The organism is Bacteroides sp. MSK.18.37 (genome assembly GCF_019129155.2).
GTDB lineage: Bacteria > Bacteroidota > Bacteroidia > Bacteroidales > Bacteroidaceae > Bacteroides > Bacteroides ovatus.
This window is the reverse complement of sequence record NZ_JAHOIB020000001.1, coordinates 4,315,333-4,335,924: the sequence shown is the minus strand read 5'-3', so window position 1 is coordinate 4,335,924 and position 20,592 is coordinate 4,315,333. Positions and strand designations below refer to the sequence as shown.

12 protein-coding genes are annotated in these 20,592 nt (G+C 41.8%); 8 read left to right on the top strand and 4 right to left on the bottom strand.

Features of this window, described 5'->3' with window-relative positions; translation table 11 throughout:
- The first annotated feature begins 4 nt into the window (after positions 1-4).
- The gene (locus KSX81_RS16715) at positions 5-1,300 is read left to right on the top strand and encodes a lytic transglycosylase domain-containing protein (protein WP_004301388.1); all 1,296 of its coding nucleotides are present in this window, start codon (positions 5-7) and stop codon (positions 1,298-1,300) included.
- Between the two features lie 72 nt (positions 1,301-1,372).
- A complete protein-coding gene (locus tag KSX81_RS16710) occupies positions 1,373-3,613 on the top strand; it encodes a RelA/SpoT family protein (protein ID WP_004301386.1) in 2,241 nt (746 codons plus the stop codon).
- Between the two features lie 123 nt (positions 3,614-3,736).
- On the opposite strand, the gene KSX81_RS16705 is transcribed toward KSX81_RS16710, so the two are convergent.
- Together KSX81_RS16705 and KSX81_RS16700 are read right to left on the bottom strand one after the other, a co-directional pair.
- Positions 3,737-4,081, bottom strand: a complete 345-nt coding sequence (locus KSX81_RS16705) for a MerR family transcriptional regulator (RefSeq protein ID WP_004301384.1) — start codon at positions 4,079-4,081, stop codon at positions 3,737-3,739.
- Between the two features lie 20 nt (positions 4,082-4,101).
- Positions 4,102-5,070: a M23 family metallopeptidase gene (locus KSX81_RS16700; RefSeq protein ID WP_004305395.1), complete on the bottom strand. Its 969-nt coding sequence runs from the start codon at positions 5,068-5,070 to the stop codon at positions 4,102-4,104.
- 171 nt (positions 5,071-5,241) lie between these two features.
- Between KSX81_RS16700 and alaS the strand changes: the two genes are divergently transcribed.
- The 6 genes from alaS to KSX81_RS16670 all read left to right on the top strand — a co-directional run bounded on the left by alaS (position 5,242) and on the right by KSX81_RS16670 (position 16,791).
- A complete protein-coding gene (gene alaS, locus KSX81_RS16695; RefSeq protein ID WP_217725738.1) occupies positions 5,242-7,860 on the top strand; it encodes an alanine--tRNA ligase in 2,619 nt (872 codons plus the stop codon).
- A gap of 338 nt (positions 7,861-8,198) precedes the next feature.
- Complete coding sequence (locus KSX81_RS16690; protein ID WP_217725742.1) at positions 8,199-10,436, top strand: GH92 family glycosyl hydrolase; 2,238 nt, start codon at positions 8,199-8,201, stop codon at positions 10,434-10,436.
- A 29-nt stretch (positions 10,437-10,465) separates the two neighbouring features.
- Positions 10,466-11,023 carry an RNA polymerase sigma-70 factor gene (locus KSX81_RS16685; RefSeq protein ID WP_004301378.1) on the top strand — a complete coding sequence of 186 codons (558 nt, stop codon included), beginning with the start codon at positions 10,466-10,468 and terminating at the stop codon, positions 11,021-11,023.
- A 34-nt stretch (positions 11,024-11,057) separates the two neighbouring features.
- Entirely contained in the window at positions 11,058-12,065 is a 1,008-nt protein-coding gene (locus KSX81_RS16680) for a FecR family protein (RefSeq protein ID WP_008650585.1), read from the top strand.
- 44 nt (positions 12,066-12,109) lie between these two features.
- Positions 12,110-14,416: a GH92 family glycosyl hydrolase gene (locus KSX81_RS16675; protein ID WP_217725739.1), complete on the top strand. Its 2,307-nt coding sequence runs from the start codon at positions 12,110-12,112 to the stop codon at positions 14,414-14,416.
- Between the two features lie 104 nt (positions 14,417-14,520).
- Entirely contained in the window at positions 14,521-16,791 is a 2,271-nt protein-coding gene (locus KSX81_RS16670; protein ID WP_217725740.1) for a GH92 family glycosyl hydrolase, read from the top strand.
- A 1,020-nt stretch (positions 16,792-17,811) separates the two neighbouring features.
- Here KSX81_RS16670 and KSX81_RS16665 read toward each other — a convergent pair.
- Positions 17,812-19,119, bottom strand: coding sequence for a DUF4989 domain-containing protein (locus KSX81_RS16665; protein ID WP_195355001.1), 1,308 nt, complete (start codon positions 19,117-19,119; stop codon positions 17,812-17,814).
- A 20-nt stretch (positions 19,120-19,139) separates the two neighbouring features.
- Positions 19,140-20,567, bottom strand: a complete 1,428-nt coding sequence (locus KSX81_RS16660) for a BT_3987 domain-containing protein (RefSeq protein WP_217725741.1) — start codon at positions 20,565-20,567, stop codon at positions 19,140-19,142.
- Positions 20,568-20,592 lie beyond the last annotated feature (25 nt).

Genomic DNA, 20,592 nt, shown 5'->3' with positions numbered 1-20,592 from the left:
AAGCATGAAGAAATTAGTTAACTATTGTTCGATTATTTTTCTTTTACTAGTGGCCACGTCGCAGGTAAAAGCGCAAAGTGTAGATGTAGTGATTCGTGAAAATGGAACTGAACGCAAAGAAAGCATCGACCTGCCTAAAAGTATGACTTATCCACTTGACAGTCTATTGAATGACTGGAAAGCTAAAAATTATATTGATTTAGGCAAGGATTGCAGTACGGCTGAAATCAATCCTTTATTCAGTGACTCTGTCTATATCGACCGCTTGTCACGCATCCCGGCCATCATGGAAATGCCTTATAATGATATTATCCGCAAATTCATCGATATGTATGCAGGACGCTTGCGCAATCAGGTTTCTTTCATGCTAAGTGCCTGCAACTTCTATATGCCGATCTTTGAAGAAGCACTGGATGCATACGGACTTCCACTGGAACTAAGATATCTGCCGATTATCGAATCTGCGTTGAACCCATCAGCCGTATCACGTGCAGGTGCTTCCGGTCTGTGGCAATTTATGATCGGTACAGGTAAGATCTATGGTTTGGAATCAAACAGCCTGGTAGATGAACGCCGTGACCCGATTAAAGCGACTTGGGCTGCCGCACGTTACCTCAAAGAAATGTATGATATCTATGGAGACTGGAACCTGGTAATTGCTGCTTATAACTGTGGCCCCGGTACAATCAATAAGGCAATCCGCCGTGCCAATGGCGAAACTGATTATTGGAAAATCTACAATTATCTGCCTAAAGAAACACGTGGCTATGTGCCTGCCTTTATCGCTGCCAACTATGTGATGACTTACTACTGCGATCACAATATCTGCCCGATGGAAACTAATATTCCGGCAAGTACTGACACAGTGCAAGTAAACAAAAATCTGCACTTCGAACAAATCGCTGACCTTTGTAATGTACCTCTGGATCAGATCAAGAGTCTGAATCCGCAATATAAGAAGCAAATGATTCCGGGTGACAGCAAACCTTATACGTTAAGACTGCCTATTGACGCGATCAGTACTTTTATCGATAAGCAAGATACGATTTATACGCATCGTGCCGATGAGTTGTTCCGCAACCGGAAAACCGTTGCTGTAAAGGATATTACACCTGCAACCCGCAAAACGACATCAGCAGTTGCCGGTAAGGGAAATCTGACCTATTATACAATAAAAAGTGGAGACACTTTATCCACTATTGCCAGAAAGTATGGTGTCACAATTAAGGATATACAAAGGTGGAATGGAATGTCTAGCACTAAAATTGCAGCAGGAAAACGATTGAAAATATACAAATAAATAACTTCCTGCTTGCATCGTTCGGAAATTTGCTTATTTTTGCAGAACTAAGCAAGTGAAAGGATAACAATTATGGATAATCTGGCCCCCAAAGAAATAGCTGACGAAGAGATGATTAATCAGGCGTTCCACGAACTACTGAATGATTATCTCAATACTAAGCATCGCAAAAAAGTTGAAATCATTACGAAGGCTTTCAACTTTGCCAATCAGGCGCATAAAGGTATCAAACGCCGTTCGGGCGAACCTTATATTATGCACCCGATTGCCGTTGCCAGCATTGTATGCAATGAAATAGGTCTCGGTTCCACTTCTATATGTGCAGCCTTGCTGCATGATGTGGTAGAGGACACTGATTACACAGTGGAAGACATCGAGAATATCTTTGGTCCGAAGATCGCCCAGATTGTGGACGGACTGACTAAAATATCCGGTGGAATCTTCGGTGACCGCGCTTCGGCACAGGCAGAGAACTTCAAGAAGTTGCTGCTCACCATGTCGAACGACATCCGGGTCATTCTTATCAAGATAGCAGACCGCTTGCACAACATGCGTACCCTTGGTTCCATGTTACCCAACAAGCAATATAAGATTGCAGGCGAAACGCTTTACATCTATGCTCCACTTGCCAACCGCTTGGGGCTTTATAAGATAAAAACGGAGCTTGAGAATCTAAGCTTCAAATATGAACATCCCGAAGAATATGCGGAAATAGAAGAGAAGTTGAATGCTACTGCCGCTGAACGTGATAAGGTTTTCAACGACTTCACGGCCCCGATTCGTACCCAACTGGATAAGATGGGATTGAAATACCGGATACTTGCCCGTGTAAAATCAATCTATTCCATCTGGAACAAGATGCAGACCAAACATGTTCCTTTCGAAGAAATATACGATTTACTGGCTGTTCGAATCATCTTCGAACCACGTAATGAAGAAGAAGAGCTCAATGACTGTTTCGATATCTACGTTTCTATCTCCAAGATATACAAACCCCACCCGGACCGTTTGCGCGATTGGGTCAGCCATCCTAAAGCTAATGGTTATCAGGCATTGCACGTCACTCTGATGGGTAACAACGGACAATGGATTGAAGTCCAGATTCGTAGTGAACGGATGAATGACGTTGCCGAACAAGGTTTCGCAGCCCACTGGAAATACAAAGAAGGAGGAGGCAGCGAGGATGAAGGTGAATTGGAAAAATGGTTAAGAACGATTAAGGAGATATTAGATGATCCGCAACCGGATGCCATTGACTTTCTGGATACCATTAAGCTAAATTTATTTGCTTCTGAAATATTCGTGTTCACTCCTAAAGGCGAACTGAAGACTATGCCGCAGAACTCTACGGCTCTCGACTTTGCATTTTCCCTGCACACGGATATTGGTAGCCATTGTATTGGCGCCAAAGTCAATCATAAATTAGTGCCGTTGAGCCACAAATTGCAAAGTGGTGACCAAGTTGAAATCCTTACTTCAAAATCGCAACGCGTACAACCGCAATGGGAAGTTTTTGCAACCACTGCCCGTGCCCGCGCCAAGATAGCAGCCATTCTCCGCAAAGAGCGTAAAGCAAACCAGAAGATAGGAGAAGAAATCCTTAGTGAGTTTCTGAAAAAGGAGGAAGTCCGTCCGGAAGAAGCTGCTATCGAAAAGCTACGCAAACTGCATAATGCCAAGAATGAGGAAGAACTGCTGGCTGCCATTGGCAGTAAAGCAATCGTTTTGGGAGAAGCGGACAAGAATGAACTGAAAGAAAAGCAAACCAGTAACTGGAAGAAATATCTGACTTTCTCTTTCGGCAATAGCAAAGAGAAGCAGGAAGAGAAAGAACCGCAGGAAAAAGAAAAAATCAACCCGAAAGAGGTGCTCAAACTGACGGAAGAAAGTTTGCAGAAGAAATATATCATGGCCGAATGTTGCCATCCTATTCCCGGTGACGATGTATTGGGATATGTGGATGAAAACGACCGGATCATTATTCACAAGCGCCAATGCCCTGTTGCTGCCAAATTGAAGAGTAGCTATGGCAACCGCATATTAGCGACCGAATGGGATACACACAAAGAACTGTCTTTCCTGGTATATATATATATAAAAGGTATAGATAATATGGGACTTTTGAATGAAGTCACTCAAGTTATCTCCAGACAGCTCAATGTAAATATCCGTAAGCTGACCATCGAAACCGAAGATGGCATCTTTGAAGGAAAAATTCAGTTGTGGGTACATGATGTAGATGATGTAAAAACCATCTGCAACAATCTGAAGAAAATACAGAATATCAAACAGGTGAGCCGTGTAGAAGAATAGCTTTCAAACGGTAAATAAGAAAACGATGAACGGTGAATAAGTTGCAGTATCATGCAAATTGTTCGCCGTTCATTTTGTTATGAGGTTTCTTGCCTATCGAATCCATGATCGATTAGCATTTATTTATTCCCGTCCATCCAATTCGCGTTTAATAGCCAAAAGCTCTTCTTTTATCGCTTTCAGCTTATTTACAATCTCATAATTACGAACCGTAGCTTCTTTATTATCCTTCAAACGTTGCCGGGCACCGGGAAGTGTCATGCCCTTTTCTTTTACCAAATGATAGATAAGACCGATCGTTTCTACGTCTTCTTTGCGGTACTGACGTATTCCTCTTCCCGCTGTCTTAGGAGAGATTTGCGGAAATTCCTTTTCCCAAAAACGGAGCAATGACGGATTGACTCCGAACATGTCGGCAACCTCCCCTATTGAATAATATAGCTTCAATTCTTTGTCTGTATTAAGCATAACACTCCTGTTTTAAGATTTTAATCGAATACTTTACCATGATTGGCTGCCAACTGAATCATCTTTTCATAATCTTCGGCACTCAAATCCATGAAATAATAATTGACCGGATTCACTACCTGCCCTTTCACGTGCACTTCATAATGCAGATGCGGACCGGTACTTTTTCCTGTACTACCCACTTTTCCGATAATCTCACCACGTACCACTTTCTTTCCGACTTTCGTATTAAATCCCTGCAAGTGAGCATACCGAGTGAGATACCCGAAGCCATGATCTATCTCAATGGTATTACCATATCCGGTTTCCCATCCCACTTTCACCACTGTTCCGTTTCCGGTAGCATATACATCCGTTCCCGGATGAGCAGAGAAGTCCATGCCTGCATGGAACTTTGTCGTACCATAAATAGGATCGATACGTGTACCATAACCGGATGCTGTCTGACGAAGATCCTTATTCGAAATAGGCTGTATGGCCGGAATACATTTCAGCATCTCATCATGGTTCTTACACATATCAATCACATCATCGAAAGATTTCGACTGGATATAAAGCCTTTTGGAAAGCACGTCCAATTTTTGAGTCGTGTTCACCACCAGCTTGGCATTCGCCAAATCCATCAGTTCTTCGTAACGGTTCGTCCCGCCATAACCTGCCTGACGAATAGCCGGAGAAACAGGATCTGCCTGTAAAATCACTCGATACAGATTATCGTCACGTTGCTGAATATCCTGAAGCACCCCCATAGCGTCGTCCAAACGCCGGGAAAGCACATTGTACTGCGCCAAAAGACGGCTGTTTTCAATTCTTAATTCCTTCTCCGACGGAGAACCAAAAATCAAAAGCAATACAATAAAGCAACCTGCTCCCAACCCCATTCCATAGAAAAGCCGACGCAGGATACTAAGCGCACGCTGCCGTACGGTAGGGTAAATTCGATCATAAGTCTGGGTCTGTGGATTATAGATGTAGTATACTTTGCGCATCTTTTTGGAAATATTTCGCTTGTTAATACGGCAAAAGTAATAAAAACAAGCTATCTTTGCACAGTTTTTACGAATTTATGAGTTGTGATTTATGATTTATTGGGGATTCTTCCCCTCTCTCATATCCCACAGCCCATAATTCATAATTCATAAATCATAATTCTTCATTATATGTTGACTGCAAAAGAGATCAGAGATTCATTCAAGAATTTCTTTGAGTCGAAAGGACACCACATCGTTCCCTCGGCTCCGATGGTGATTAAAGATGACCCTACCCTGATGTTTACGAACGCGGGTATGAACCAGTTTAAAGATATTATTTTGGGTAACCATCCGGCGAAATACCAAAGAGTCGCGGACTCGCAAAAATGTTTGCGTGTAAGCGGAAAGCATAATGACCTGGAAGAAGTAGGACACGATACGTACCACCACACCATGTTTGAAATGCTTGGTAACTGGTCGTTCGGCGATTACTTCAAGAAAGAAGCGATCAGCTGGGCGTGGGAATATCTGGTAGAAGTCTTGAAACTGAATCCGGAACATCTCTATGCAACCGTATTTGAAGGAAGTCCCGAAGAAGGATTGAGCCGTGACGACGAAGCTGCTTCTTATTGGGAACAGTTCTTGCCAAAGGATCACATCATCAACGGTAACAAACACGACAACTTCTGGGAAATGGGTGATACAGGACCTTGCGGACCTTGTTCCGAAATCCATATCGACCTCCGTCCTGCTGAAGAACGCGCCAAGATCTCCGGTCGCGACCTCGTGAACCACGATCATCCGCAGGTAATTGAAATCTGGAATCTCGTATTCATGCAATACAACCGCAAAGCAGATGGCAGCCTTGAGCCGCTTCCTGCAAAGGTTATTGACACCGGTATGGGATTCGAACGCCTTTGTATGGCTTTACAAGGAAAAACATCCAACTACGATACAGACGTATTCCAGCCAATGCTGAAAGCTATTGCAGCTATGTCGGGTACAGAATACGGAAAAGATAAGCAGCAGGACATCGCCATGCGTGTAATTGCCGACCATATCCGTACTATTGCATTCTCTATCACAGACGGTCAGTTGCCTTCTAACGCGAAAGCTGGTTATGTGATCCGCCGTATCCTTCGCCGTGCTGTTCGTTACGGATATACTTTCCTCGGACAGAAACAGGCATTTATGTATAAGTTGCTTCCTGTATTGATTGATAATATGGGAGAAGCTTATCCTGAGCTGGTTGCACAAAAGACACTGATTGAAAAAGTAATCAAGGAAGAAGAAGAATCATTCCTCCGCACTTTGGAAACTGGTATCCGTCTATTGGATAAGACAATGGAAGATACCAAAGCCAATGGAAAAACTGAAATCAGCGGTAAAGATGCCTTTACTTTATATGATACATTCGGTTTCCCGCTCGACTTGACAGAGCTGATTCTCCGTGAAAACGGAATGACTGTCAACATTGAAGAGTTCAATGAAGAAATGCAGCAACAGAAACAGCGTGCACGTAATGCCGCCGCCATCGAAACAGGTGACTGGATTGTACTGAAAGAAGGGACTACTGAATTCGTTGGTTACGATTACACTGAATACGAGGCTTCTATCCTTCGTTACCGTCAGATCAAACAAAAGAACCAGACATTGTATCAGATTGTACTCGACTATACTCCATTCTATGCAGAAAGTGGTGGTCAGGTCGGTGATACCGGTGTATTGGTGAGCGAGTTCGAGACGATTGAAGTGGTCGACACAAAGAAAGAGAATAATCTTCCGATACATATTACCAAAAAGCTACCCGAACATCCGGAAGCTCCGATGATGGCTTGTGTAGATACCGACAAACGTGCTGCCTGCGCAGCCAATCACTCGGCGACCCACTTGCTGGATGCTGCTTTGCGTGAAGTGTTGGGTGAACATATCGAACAGAAAGGTTCATTGGTTACACCGGATTCATTACGTTTCGACTTCTCTCACTTCCAGAAAGTGACCGATGAAGAAATCCGTAAAGTTGAACATATCGTCAATGCAAGAATCCGCGCTAATATCCCATTGAAAGAATATCGCAATATTCCTATCGAGGAAGCTAAGGAGTTGGGAGCTATCGCTCTCTTTGGTGAAAAGTATGGCGACAAAGTTCGTGTGATCCAGTTCGGCACTTCTATCGAGTTCTGCGGTGGTACACACGTAGCTGCAACCGGAAATATCGGTATGGTAAAAATCATCTCCGAAAGTTCTGTTGCTGCCGGCGTTCGCCGTATTGAAGCTTATACCGGAGCACGCGTGGAAGAAATGCTGGATACAATACAAGATACACTTAGCGACTTGAAGGCTCTCTTCAACAATGCTCCTGATTTGGGTATTGCAATCCGCAAATATCTGGATGAAAATGCAGGATTGAAGAAGCAGGTGGAAGACTTCATGAAAGAAAAAGAAGCAGCACTGAAGGAAAGACTGTTGAAGAATATACAAGAAATTCACGGCATCAAAGTGGTTAAGTTCTGTGCTCCGCTACCGGCAGAAGTAGTGAAGAATATCGCTTTCCAACTTCGTGGTGAGATTACAGAAAACTTGTTCTTCGTTGCCGGAAATATAGATAACGGAAAACCGATGCTGACAGTCATGCTTAGCGACAATCTGGTTGCGAGTGGTCTGAAAGCTGGCAATTTAGTGAAAGAAGCTGCCAAACTAATTCAAGGCGGTGGCGGTGGTCAGCCTCACTTTGCAACCGCAGGAGGTAAAAACACTGACGGACTACCGGCAGCTGTTGAAAAAGTACTGGAGCTAGCAGGAATCTAAAAGTAAATGAAAAGGAGTCTAATAAAAAGATAATAGGCTCGTTTTACATAAAGATTTAAAATTAGGCGCAGATTACGCGAATTACACGGATTTTTTATTCTTAAAACCGTGTAATCTACGAAATCCGCGCCTAAATATTACACTAATCGAGGCACCGATAAGCACTGTCCGGCACCGAGGAATATCGACCGGATGTAGAAGTCTATTTGTCTCTCTTAAAAAATATTAAGCCTATAATTTAGGCTTGTCACAGTTTTTTTCTACCTTTGTGACCTGATTAATTATTTTTCTTATCCTTCAAATAAATAAAATAAGTAATCACTAATACCTAAAGAATGATGAGAACACCTGCTTATCTATGCCTGCTGTTAACCTGCATGCTCATTTCTTGTACCCCTACGCAAGAAAAACACGAAATAGATTACACATCTTATGTAAATCCATTTATCGGAACAGACTTCACTGGAAACACTTATCCTGGTGCCCAAGCTCCTTTCGGCATGGTGCAACTTAGCCCGGACAACGGACTCCCCGGATGGGACCGTATCTCCGGTTATTTCTATCCGGACAGTACGATTGCCGGTTTCAGCCACACACATCTTTCCGGTACTGGAGCGGGAGATTTGTATGACATCTCTTTCATGCCTGTCACTCTTCCCTACAAAGAAGCGGAAGCACCGCTTGGCATCCACTCTAAATTCTCCCACAAGGATGAAAGTGCTCATGCCGGTTATTATCAAGTACGCCTGACTGATTATAACATCAACGTCGAACTGACTGCCACCGAGCGTTGTGGTATACAACGTTATACGTTTCCGGAAGCCCAATCTGCTATCTTCTTAAATCTGAAGAAAGCCATGAACTGGGATTTTACCAACGATTCTCATATCGAAGTCGTAGACTCCGTCACCATTCAAGGTTACCGTTTCTCCGACGGCTGGGCACGCGATCAACACATCTATTTCCGCACCCGATTCTCCAAGCCTTTTGAGAAAATGGAACTGGACACAACTGCCATCATCAAAGATAACAAACGTATCGGTACCGCTGTTATCGCCCGCTTCGATTTCAATACCCAAAAGGATGAACAGATATTGGTAAACACTGCCATTTCCGGTGTCAGCATGGAAGGAGCAGCCAAAAACCTGCAAGCTGAAGTCCCCGAAAATGACTTCGACAAATACTTGGCGGAAACAAAAGCAAACTGGAATCGCCAGCTCGGAAAGATTGAAATAAAAGGTGATAATGAGAACGATAAAGTGAACTTCTACACCGCTCTCTATCACTCAATGATTGCTCCAACTATTTACAGTGATGTAGACGGAGCTTACTACGGCCCCGATAAGAAAGTACACCAGGCCAACGGCTGGGTTAATTATAGCACTTTCTCCCTATGGGATACATACCGTGCCGCCCACCCGCTCTTTACTTATACCGAACCCGAGCGTGTAAACGACATGGTGAAATCCTTCATCGCCTTCTACGAACAGAATGGCCGCCTACCGGTGTGGAACTTCTACGGAAGTGAAACAGACATGATGATCGGTTATCATGCTGTTCCTGTTATTGTAGACGCCTATCTGAAAGGAATCGGCGACTTCGACGCAAAGAAAGCCTTGGATGCTTGCATAGCAACGGCTAATCTGGATAATTATCGTGGCATTGGACTCTATAAAGAATTAGGATACATACCTTACAACGTAACAGACCACTACAACGCAGAAAACTGGTCGTTATCCAAAACACTGGAATACGCTTTCGATGACTATTGCATTGCCGAAATGGCGAAGAAGATGGGCAAACAAGACATTGCGGACGAATTTTACAAACGTTCTCAAAACTACAAGAATGTTTATAACCCCGCTACTTCTTTCATGCAGCCACGTGACGACAAAGGCATCTTTATCAAGGACTTCAAGGCCGATGACTATACACCACACATTTGCGAAAGCAACGGATGGCAATACTTTTGGTCTGTTCAGCATGACATTAACGGACTGATCGACCTTATAGGAGGTAAAAACCGATTTGCCGAAAAACTGGACAGTATGTTCACCTATCATCCGGCAGCAGATGACGAACTTCCGATCTTCAGCACAGGCATGATAGGACAATATGCGCATGGCAATGAGCCAAGCCATCACGTTATTTATCTGTTCAATGCTATAGGACACGAAAATCGCACACAAGAATATGTGGCCAAAGTGATGAACGAGCTCTACAAGAACGACCCAGCCGGTCTTTGTGGCAACGAAGATTGCGGTCAGATGTCAGCATGGTATGTATTCAGTGCGATGGGATTCTACCCCGTCAATCCCGTCAGTGGAAAATATGAGATAGGTACTCCCCTATTCCCGGAAATGCAATTACATCTGGCAAATGGAAAGACTTTCACCGTATTGGCCCCCAAAGTAAACAAAGAAAATATCTATATCCAATCCATCAAAATAGATGGAAAACCGTATGACAAAACATATCTTACTCACGAGCAAATCATGAGTGGAGCGACTGTCGAATTCGAAATGAGTAACACCCCTAAAGCAATTGGAGTCATATTCGAAGATAAAAACCCATAAACGAAACATGAACTTAGTCCATCGAGAGAATGAATGAAAACTTTGATGTAACCTATAAAGCACTATTTCGCCGGTACTATCCCAGCCTGATTTTCTATGCAACCCGTTTGGTGGGAGAAGAAGAAGCAGAGGATGTAGTGCAGGACGTATTTGTAGAATTATGGAAGCGGAAAGACCACATAGAGATAGGCGACCAAATCCAGGCCTTTCTCTATCGTGCCGTTTACACCCGTGCCCTTAATGTCTTGAAACACCGCAGTGTGGAAGACGGTTATTGTGTTGCCATGGAAGAAATCAACCAAAGACGCGCAGAATTCTATCAACCGGACAACAACGAAGTGATTCGGAGGATCGAAGACAAGGAACTCCGCAAGGAAATTCATGATGCAATTAATGAGCTCCCTGACAAATGCAAAGAGGTTTTCAAACTTAGCTATCTGCATGATATGAAAAACAAGGAAATAGCCGATATTCTCGGAGTTTCACTCCGCACGGTGGAAGCCCATATGTATAAGGCTTTAAAATACTTGCGTGGCCGACTCGATCCTCTTTGGGCGATTCTTTTCTTATTTTTATGGCGATTATAATAAGTGTTTTTGCGTTTTGAATTGTATTACTAATATGAAGGAAAAGAAAATGAGTAATCTAAGTGAAGAAATAATAAACAGATATCTGACAGGACAGTGTTCTGAAGAAGAGCTTATCGAGGTCAATGCCTGGATGAAGGAATCGGAAGAAAATGCCCGCCAGCTCTTTCGTATGGAAGAAATTTATCATTTGGGTAAATTCGACCAGTACACTGATGAACAACGGATACTTCGTGCGGAAAAACAACTCTATAAAAAGCTGGACGAAGAGAAAGGTAAACAGAGCAAAATACTAAGCATGCATCGCTGGATGAAATATGCCGCAGTGATTGCTGCAATGTTGGTCATGGGTGGTGGAATCGGATATTGGTTCTATCAAAGCGGAAACAATCAACAAATGATGGTCGCAGTAGCCAGCGAAGGCATTGTTAAGGAGGTAGTCTTGCCGGATGGTAGCAAGGTTTGGCTGAACAATGCAGCAACCTTGAAATATCCACGTGAGTTCTCCGAAAAGGAACGCAATGTCTACCTGGAAGGAGAAGCTTATTTTGAGGTCACCAAAAACCGCCATAAGCCATTCACCGTTCAAAGTGATGCAATACGCGTACGCGTACTGGGAACTACGTTCAATTTAAAATCCGATAAGCGTTGCCGGATAGCGGAGGCGACACTTATTGAAGGTGAGATTGAAGTAAAAGGCAATAAGGAAGAGGGGCAGATTATCCTCACTCCAGGGCAACGTGCGGAACTGAACAAAAATAATGGACGATTGACCGTGAAACAAGTGGATGCCAAGTTGGATGCTGTTTGGCACGATAATCTGATTCCATTCCAAAAAGCAGATATCTTCACCATCACCAAAGCGCTGGAGCGTTTCTATGATGTGAAAATCATTCTATCTCCTGACATTCAGACGGGTAAAACTTACTCCGGTGTACTGAAAAGGAAATCGAATATCGAGTCAGTGTTAAAATCATTGCAAAACTCTATACCTATTGATTATAAAATTGTCGGAAACAATATCTTCATTTCTCCCAAATAAGAAGTAAAAGATGAACCGGCTAAAACTTAAAAGCTATTAATACCATGAAATTAAAAACATTCCTAATAGTAGGATGTTTAGGAGGTTTATTCACACTTAGCTCCTGTACAGCCCCCACTAATGTAAAAGACTATAGTGCTTACGTCAACCCTTTCATCGGTACCGGTGGACATGGTCATACCTTCCCCGGAGCGGTAGTTCCCCACGGGATGATTCAGCCCAGCCCGGACACCCGGATCGATGGTTGGGATGCTTGTTCCGGTTATTATTATGCCGACTCTACCATCAATGGTTTCTCTCACACACACGTCAGTGGTACAGGTTGTTGCGACTATGGAGATGTCTTGCTCATGCCAACCGTAGGTAAACAACAATATCGAACAACCGATCCCCAAAGCCAGCGACTGGCATACGCTTCCTCTTTCTCGCACAAGAATGAAATTGCAGAACCAGGATATTATTCTGTCTTTCTCGATACTTATCAAGTGAAAGCTGAAATTTCATCCACCAAACGAGGAGCAATCCATCGCTATACTTTTCCCGAAAACACCGAATCCGGATTTATCATCGACCTGGATTACAGCCTGCAACGACAGACTAACTCCGAGATGGAAATAGAAGTAATAAGCGATACGGAAATCTGTGGACATAAGAAAACAACTTATTGGGCTTTCGACCAATACATCAACTTCTACGCTAAATTTTCCAAACCATTCTCTTATACGCTCGTTACGGACTCTATTACCATGGACAATGGTAAACGACTTCCTGTCTGCAAAGCATTATTGCATTTCAACACCAGTAAAGACGAGCAGGTTCTTGTTAAAGTAGGTGTGTCCGCTGTCGATATTGCCGGTGCACGGAAGAACGTTGAATCAGAAATTCCCGGATGGGATTTCGAAAAAGTACGTAAAGACGCACGTACGGCATGGAATGAATATCTTTCCAAAATTGATATTACAACTTCCGATAAAGAAGATAAAGCCATCTTCTACACAGCCCTCTATCACACGGGAATCAGTCCAAATCTGTTCACTGATGCAGACGGACGTTATTTAGGAATGGATCTTGAAGTGCATCAAGGAGACACCCTTAATCCGATATACACAGTCTTTTCTTTATGGGATACTTTCCGTGCGCTACATCCGCTAATGACTATCATTGATCCTGATCTGAATAATCACTTTATCAATTCGTTAATTAAGAAACATCAGGAAGGTGGGATATACCCCATGTGGGACTTGGCTTCCAATTACACCGGCACTATGATTGGTTATCATGCTGTTCCGGTCATCGTGGATGCCTACATGAAAGGGTATCGCAATTTTGATGCCAAAGAGGCTTATAAAGCCTGCCTGCGTGCCGCCGAATATGACACTATCGGCATCAAATGTCCGGATTTGGTATTGCCTCATCTCATGCCTAAAGCAAAATATTATAAGAATGCCATCGGATATATCCCTTGTGACCGCGAAAACGAATCAGTGGCCAAAGCTCTGGAATATGCGTATGATGACTGGTGTATCTCTATCTTTGCAGAAGCAATGAGTGATTTTGAATCCAAAGCAAAGTATGAACGCTTCGCCAAGGCGTACGAATTTTATTTCGACAAATCAATCCGCTTCATGCGTGGACTGGACTCAAAAGGTGAATGGCGTACTCCATTCAATCCGCGTGCATCTACTCACCGCAGCGATGATTATTGTGAAGGAACAGCTTGGCAATGGACTTGGTTTGTGCCGCATGATGTAGAAGGATTAGTCAATCTGATGGGTGGAGAAGATGCTTTTGTCCAGAAACTCGATTCTTTATTCTCGGCCGATTCATCACTTGAAGGTGAGACAACCTCATCAGATATCAGCGGACTGATCGGGCAATATGCACATGGAAACGAACCAAGTCACCATGTGATCCATCTATATAACTACGTTAACCACCCTTGGAGAACTCAAGAGTTGGTGGATAGCGTTTACCGAAGTCAGTATACCAACAGTATAGACGGTCTTTCGGGCAATGAGGACTGCGGTCAGATGTCTGCCTGGTATATACTCAACTCTATGGGATTCTATCAAGTATGTCCCGGCAAGCCGGTATATTCCATCGGACGTCCTGCCTTCGACAAAGCAGTTATCAATCTGCCTGAAGGAAAGACTTTCAGTATTGTAGTAAAGAATAATGGGAAAAAGAATAAATACATTGAAAGTGTATCGCTGAACGGTAAGGCTCTAAACATTCCATTCTTTAACCATCAGGATATTGCGAATGGAGGAACGATGGAAATCAAGATGACCGATCATCCTACGAAATGGGGAGTCCTCTCTCCGGCTCTCTCCTCCAAAAAAGAGGAATGAGTTGGTACAGGCTGTTCAAATTGAATAAAAAAAATAAAACCTTGAAAAATAAATTGGCTCAATTGATTTCTGATTCGATTGAGCCATAAATAATAAATAAGACCATGAAAAAGTATCTCCTATTAGTATGTGCATTAAGTTGTATCGTCTTTGCAAAAGCCAAAGACTGGACGCAGTATGTCAATCCGCTTATGGGTTCTCAATCTAGTTTCGAGTTATCAACTGGTAATACTTATCCAGCCATTGCCCGTCCGTGGGGGATGAATTTCTGGACTCCACAGACAGGAAAGATGGGAGACGGATGGCAATACACTTATACAGCTAATAAGATTCGTGGATTTAAACAAACACATCAACCCAGTCCGTGGATTAACGATTACGGACAATTCTCTATTATGCCTATAGTAGGCAAACCGGAATTCAATGAAGAAAAGCGTGCCAGTTGGTTTGCCCACAAAGGAGAAACTGCCACTCCTTATTATTATAAAGTATATCTTGCAGAGCATGATGTAGTGACAGAAATGGCTCCAACCGAGCGTGCCGTTCTTTTCCGTTTCACTTTTCCGGAAAACGATCATTCGTATGTTGTAGTGGATGCCTTTGATAAGAGATCGTATATTAAGGTTATTCCGGAAGAAAACAAGATTATCGGTTATACAACTCGCAACAGCGGTGGAGTTCCCGAAAACTTTAAAAATTACTTTATTATTGAATTCGACAAGCCTTTCACTTATAAAGCTACGGTAGCCAATGGCAATCTGCAGGAAAATGTTACCGAACAGACAACAGAGCATGCCGGAGCCATTATTGGTTTCCAAACACATAAAGGCGAACAAGTACATGCAAGGATTGCTTCTTCTTTCATCAGTTTTGAACAGGCAGCTTTGAATATGAAAGAGTTGGGCAAAGATAATATTGAACAGCTAGCCAAGAAAGGAAAAGAAGCGTGGAACCAAGTGTTAGGCAAAATAGAAGTAGAAGGAGGCAATCTCGATCAATATCGCACATTCTATTCTTGTTTATATCGTTCATTGCTCTTCCCACGCAAATTCTACGAACTGGATGCTGCCGGACAACCGGTTCATTACAGTCCTTATAATGGGCAAGTATTACCGGGATATATGTATACCGACACAGGCTTTTGGGATACTTTCCGTTGCCTATTCCCGTTATTGAACCTAATGTACCCGTCAGTCAACAAGGAAATGCAGGAAGGTCTGATCAATACATATAAAGAGAGCGGTTTCTTCCCGGAATGGGCAAGTCCGGGGCACAGAGGCTGTATGGTTGGTAACAACTCTGCTTCTGTCTTAGTGGATGCTTACATGAAAGGAGTGAAAGTGGACGATATAAAAACATTGTATGAAGGGCTGATTCACGGAACGGAGAATGTACATCCACAAGTATCATCAACAGGACGTTTGGGATATGAATATTACAATAAACTGGGCTACGTGCCTTATGATGTAAAAATCAATGAGAACGCCGCACGCACGTTGGAATATGCATACAATGACTGGTGTATCTACCAACTGGCAAAGGAACTTAAACGTCCGAAAAAAGAGATTAATCTTTTCGCAAAACGTGCCATGAACTACAAGAATCTTTTCGATAAGGAATCTAAGTTAATGCGTGGACGCAACGAAGATGGTACATTCCAATCTCCTTTCTCTCCGCTGAAATGGGGGGACGCCTTTACGGAAGGAAATAGCTGGCACTATACTTGGTCTGTATTCCACGATCCTCAAGGATTGATTGACTTGATGGGTGGAAAAGAGATGTTTATCACCATGATGGATTCTGTTTTTGCCGTACCTCCAATTTTTGATGATAGCTACTACGGCCAAGTGATTCATGAAATCCGTGAAATGACTGTGATGAATATGGGTAACTATGCACATGGCAATCAACCGATTCAGCACATGATTTATTTATATGACTATGCAGGACAACCTTGGAAAGCCCAATACTGGTTGCGTCAAGTAATGGATCGTATGTACTCTCCTACTCCGGACGGCTATTGTGGCGATGAAGACAACGGACAAACTTCTGCCTGGTATGTATTCTCGGCATTAGGTTTCTATCCTGTTTGTCCGGGAACGGATGAATATATTATAGGTGCTCCGTTATTCAAGAAAGCTACACTTCATTTTGAGAATGGCAATAGTTTGGTTATTGATGCTCCGAATAATAGTAAGAAGAATTTTTATGTCAATTCGATGAATGTCAATGGTGCTGATTACACTAAAAATTATCTCCGACACGAAAATTTGCTCAAGGGAGGTACAATCAGTGTTGAAATGAGCAATCAACCTAATCAGAATAGAGGAACTAAAGAAGAAGATATGCCCTATTCTTTCTCTAAGCAACAATAATCCTTGCGAGATAATTTACCCTAATCTTGGTTTGAGTCTTTCAGTATTGCACCGAAATGAACCAAATGAACATTTATTGAAACGCAGATTAACGCAGATTTTCGCAAAGAATAAAAAAGTTCTCAAACATGGCGCAGCCTTCTAATAATCTGCGAAAATCTGCGTTAATCTGCGTTTCAATACTTATTTGCTAAAATATCAATTGATTCAGCACCGTACGGAAATGAGTAAAATGATACAGGTTTGAATACATAGTGAGAAAAACATCTATCATAGTATCATTCATTTTAATAATCTTCTAATTATCAAAGGAATAAGTATGATAGATAACTTTTAGAAAATGCATCTATCATACTTTTATTGCAAAAAACGGGTATCTATCACACCCATACTATATCTATTTAGTGTAGCATTAGGTGAGAGTATCCATTTAAAGGCATAAGAATGCACACTTTATAGGATGATAACCTGTATTGACAACTTAATAATCTATTGGAAGCGGCTGTCTTTCTATAGTTCACATGTGCAGGCTGTACAGCCCACGTATGTAAACCGTGCAGCCCACACATGCGGACTGTACAGCACACATACGTGGGCTATAAACTTATCGCCATTACATTTACATTATTAAGCCACGATAATCAGATTTATATGGCTCCCTTGTGACAAAAACAAGCTATCTTACACCTATTATGACCCTTATATGGCTATTTTGCACAATGATAGATAACCTGTTTTTACTGGTAAAAGTATGATAGATGCATTTTCTAAAAGCTATCTATCATACTTATTCCTTTGATAATTAAAAGATTATTGAAATAAATGATACTATGATAGATATTTTATTTCACTATGTAGCATTTAATTCAAATATTTAGGAACATGAGCAAACGTTAGACTTAGAAAAGTTAGCGCCTGCCCGTTCTTTGAAAAAGCAATTAAAAAGAGGCTGACTCAAAAACAATCTTGAGACAGCCTCTCGAATACAAACTTTAACCTATATTCTTTTTAGACTCAATACTACTTAAAGACGTATATTTCATAAAGCTCACATCCCCAAGAAGCCAAAAGATCAAATTTCACATACCGTGCAGTTATAGGTTCAATGAATTGATAGTAATCGGCATTCTCATCAGCAGTAGCTACTTTTCCTAGATAATTCCATGTGTTTCCATCAGAAGAAACTGATAATTGTACATTTTGAGGAGCATAATAATATATATAATCAAGACCTACTCCAGTGATTGTTTTTTCCTCTCCCATATCGAGTGTAAATGAAATATCTCCATCAGAACATATACCTTCATAGTTACCTTTGGTTTCACCATCAATAAGCGAACCGCCACCATCGTTTTGATAAAAATCACTACTATCTTCCACATCTACAGACCAACCCTGTTTGGCCCATTCTATCCAACCGGAAGGCCGTTTGTAAGATATGTGTTCAAATCCTCTTATATATTTATTTATATTCAAGGTGAAAGAACTTCTTTTCTCATCCTGCACGAAGACCGGATCTTCACATTCAAAAACAGCTGTGATATTTAATGTGTTTGACGAGTCGTCCGATGTACGCAACAAAAAGTCATTAGTAATCTCCCAAGTAATATCTCCTGATGTCTTTTCACCAGCAGGAATTATAATTTCTGCAGGAGTAATACTAATGTCTTTCAGGTATTCGTCATCCACTCCTTCCGTTGTAAGTTTCACCTTTACATCTTTCCGAGCAGGACGATCCAATTGTACACTGAATGTATATAGATTCCGCTCCGTGTCCTTAAATTCTCCGTTGAAATAAGTATGTTCGAATGTAGTTTTATTACCGACTTTTCCTTCCAAGAAACCTGTAGCTACATACGCCTCTTTCTTTATCAAAGCTTTTGCCTCCAAGGTAATAGATGGCATTTTATATCCTTGCACAGTAGCTCTCACTCCTAAATTACAGGTAGCTTCATCGTAATTAGATTGAAAAACATCCATATTTTTTATACCCAAAGTAACACTGGCATCCGTATAGCCTGCCGGAATTATCAATTTGGTATCACTTAACTCAACATCTTCTCCGATTGGCTCAAAAGTAACTATTGCGTCCTCGGGTGAAGCGTTAAAACGAAAGGTGAATATTGTGGGTTTATCGAATTCTAATATACCCTCATTATTATAGGTGGCATTTACCGTTATTTCCGAGCCTTCTCCGTCTTCCGCCACAAGAGAAAAATTGTTATCCGGGTAGGTAGCCAGACTTGGAGTTTCATCTTCCCCGCATCCAGAAAGGGCTGTCAGCGAACCGACTGCCAACAACAAGAAAAATCTATAAAGTGTTCTCATTTCTACAATTGTTTTTTTAATTATTGCAAATCATCGGGATATTGGTAAGGTGTGGCATCATTGTCCTTGTAGAACACGGTAGGTGCTTGTAACGGAGAACCATACAGAGTTTTCACATCAGACAGACGCCGGAATACATTGCCATAATTTTCCGGCTTCGGTGAAAAGCCCATAAACCATCCAGAGCCTTGGTTTATCAGTCTTTGTCCCTGTAAATCGCCACCTGTACCTCTAACAAACTCCATGGATTGACCGGAACATTCTTTGGATGTCAGGTCCCCATACGGAACTTGAGAAGGATCTCTACCATAATCACCCACTACAATGTCTATCCAGTTTTTAATAGTTACTCCATCAACAACGGTTGCCTTCGAACTATACATTCTTCTTAATGCATATACCGCTACGATTTTATCAGGCATTGCTTGTTTAGTTTCGTAGCATAAGCGTGCGGCAGCCTCTTCAGTAGGCTTTGTTAATGCCGGATTATTCGGATCATAAGCGCCTTCATATTCGTCATCAAAACATACCCCGTCCAGATTATATGCTTTGCAATACTGCGCTAGTTCTCGTGCAAAGTCTTTGGCACCTTGTTTGGAAAGTTGCGCCACTCCTGTTATATCCCCGTTACTAAGTATCCCTAATACTATTTTAGTTCCACGTTTACGAAGTGGTTGCAAAAATTTCTCATTATTGTCTAACAAATATTGTATATAAGCATTACATTTTAAATAAGGGCGTTGGGCTTGTGCGTCCCAGTTGATATTGGCAGCAAATGGGGATACTACATCCCACAGCAATTTTCCGTTTTCCAGTTGAAAAGAAAGAGCATTCAGTGGATTTGTACCATCAAAGAAGACAAATGACTTTACAACATCTTCTCCTTTGTAAGTATTTCCCAACTTTCTCATATCTTTTATCAAATAGATACAATGACCAGCTTTCTCATCTTTTATGGTAATGTCGCTACTTACGTGGGTAAGAGCTATAGGTAAAGCATAGGTTTTATCTTCTTTCAAAGTGCCGTCCGCCTGAATGGTGATGTCAGTCTGAGCAGATTTTGTTTGAGCATCTACTATGAGCTTCCCGTCATTCTTAAAAGAAACCAGGTGCACAGGATACAATTCAAAATCGGTTTCATGCTCTTTATTATAAGTATCCAAATAATCTGCATCAATAATTACTTGAGCAGAAGTACTGGTACTCGTCATTTTACTAAGACTCATTTTTACAGAAGTAGTATAAGTATCTTTGTATAGATCCACTACGTTAGAAGACAAATTGGACTTTCCGTCACGCAAGTATCCATTGTTTTCATAAATGCCGGTATATGCTGACTCATCTATTGCTTTATTTATGACAAGATCATCATCACAGGAGGTAAGGCAAGTTATGCCGCCTGCAAATATGGCAACCATCAACCCTGTTATCAGATATTTTTGTTTCATAATAATATTCTTTTTAATTAAAAGG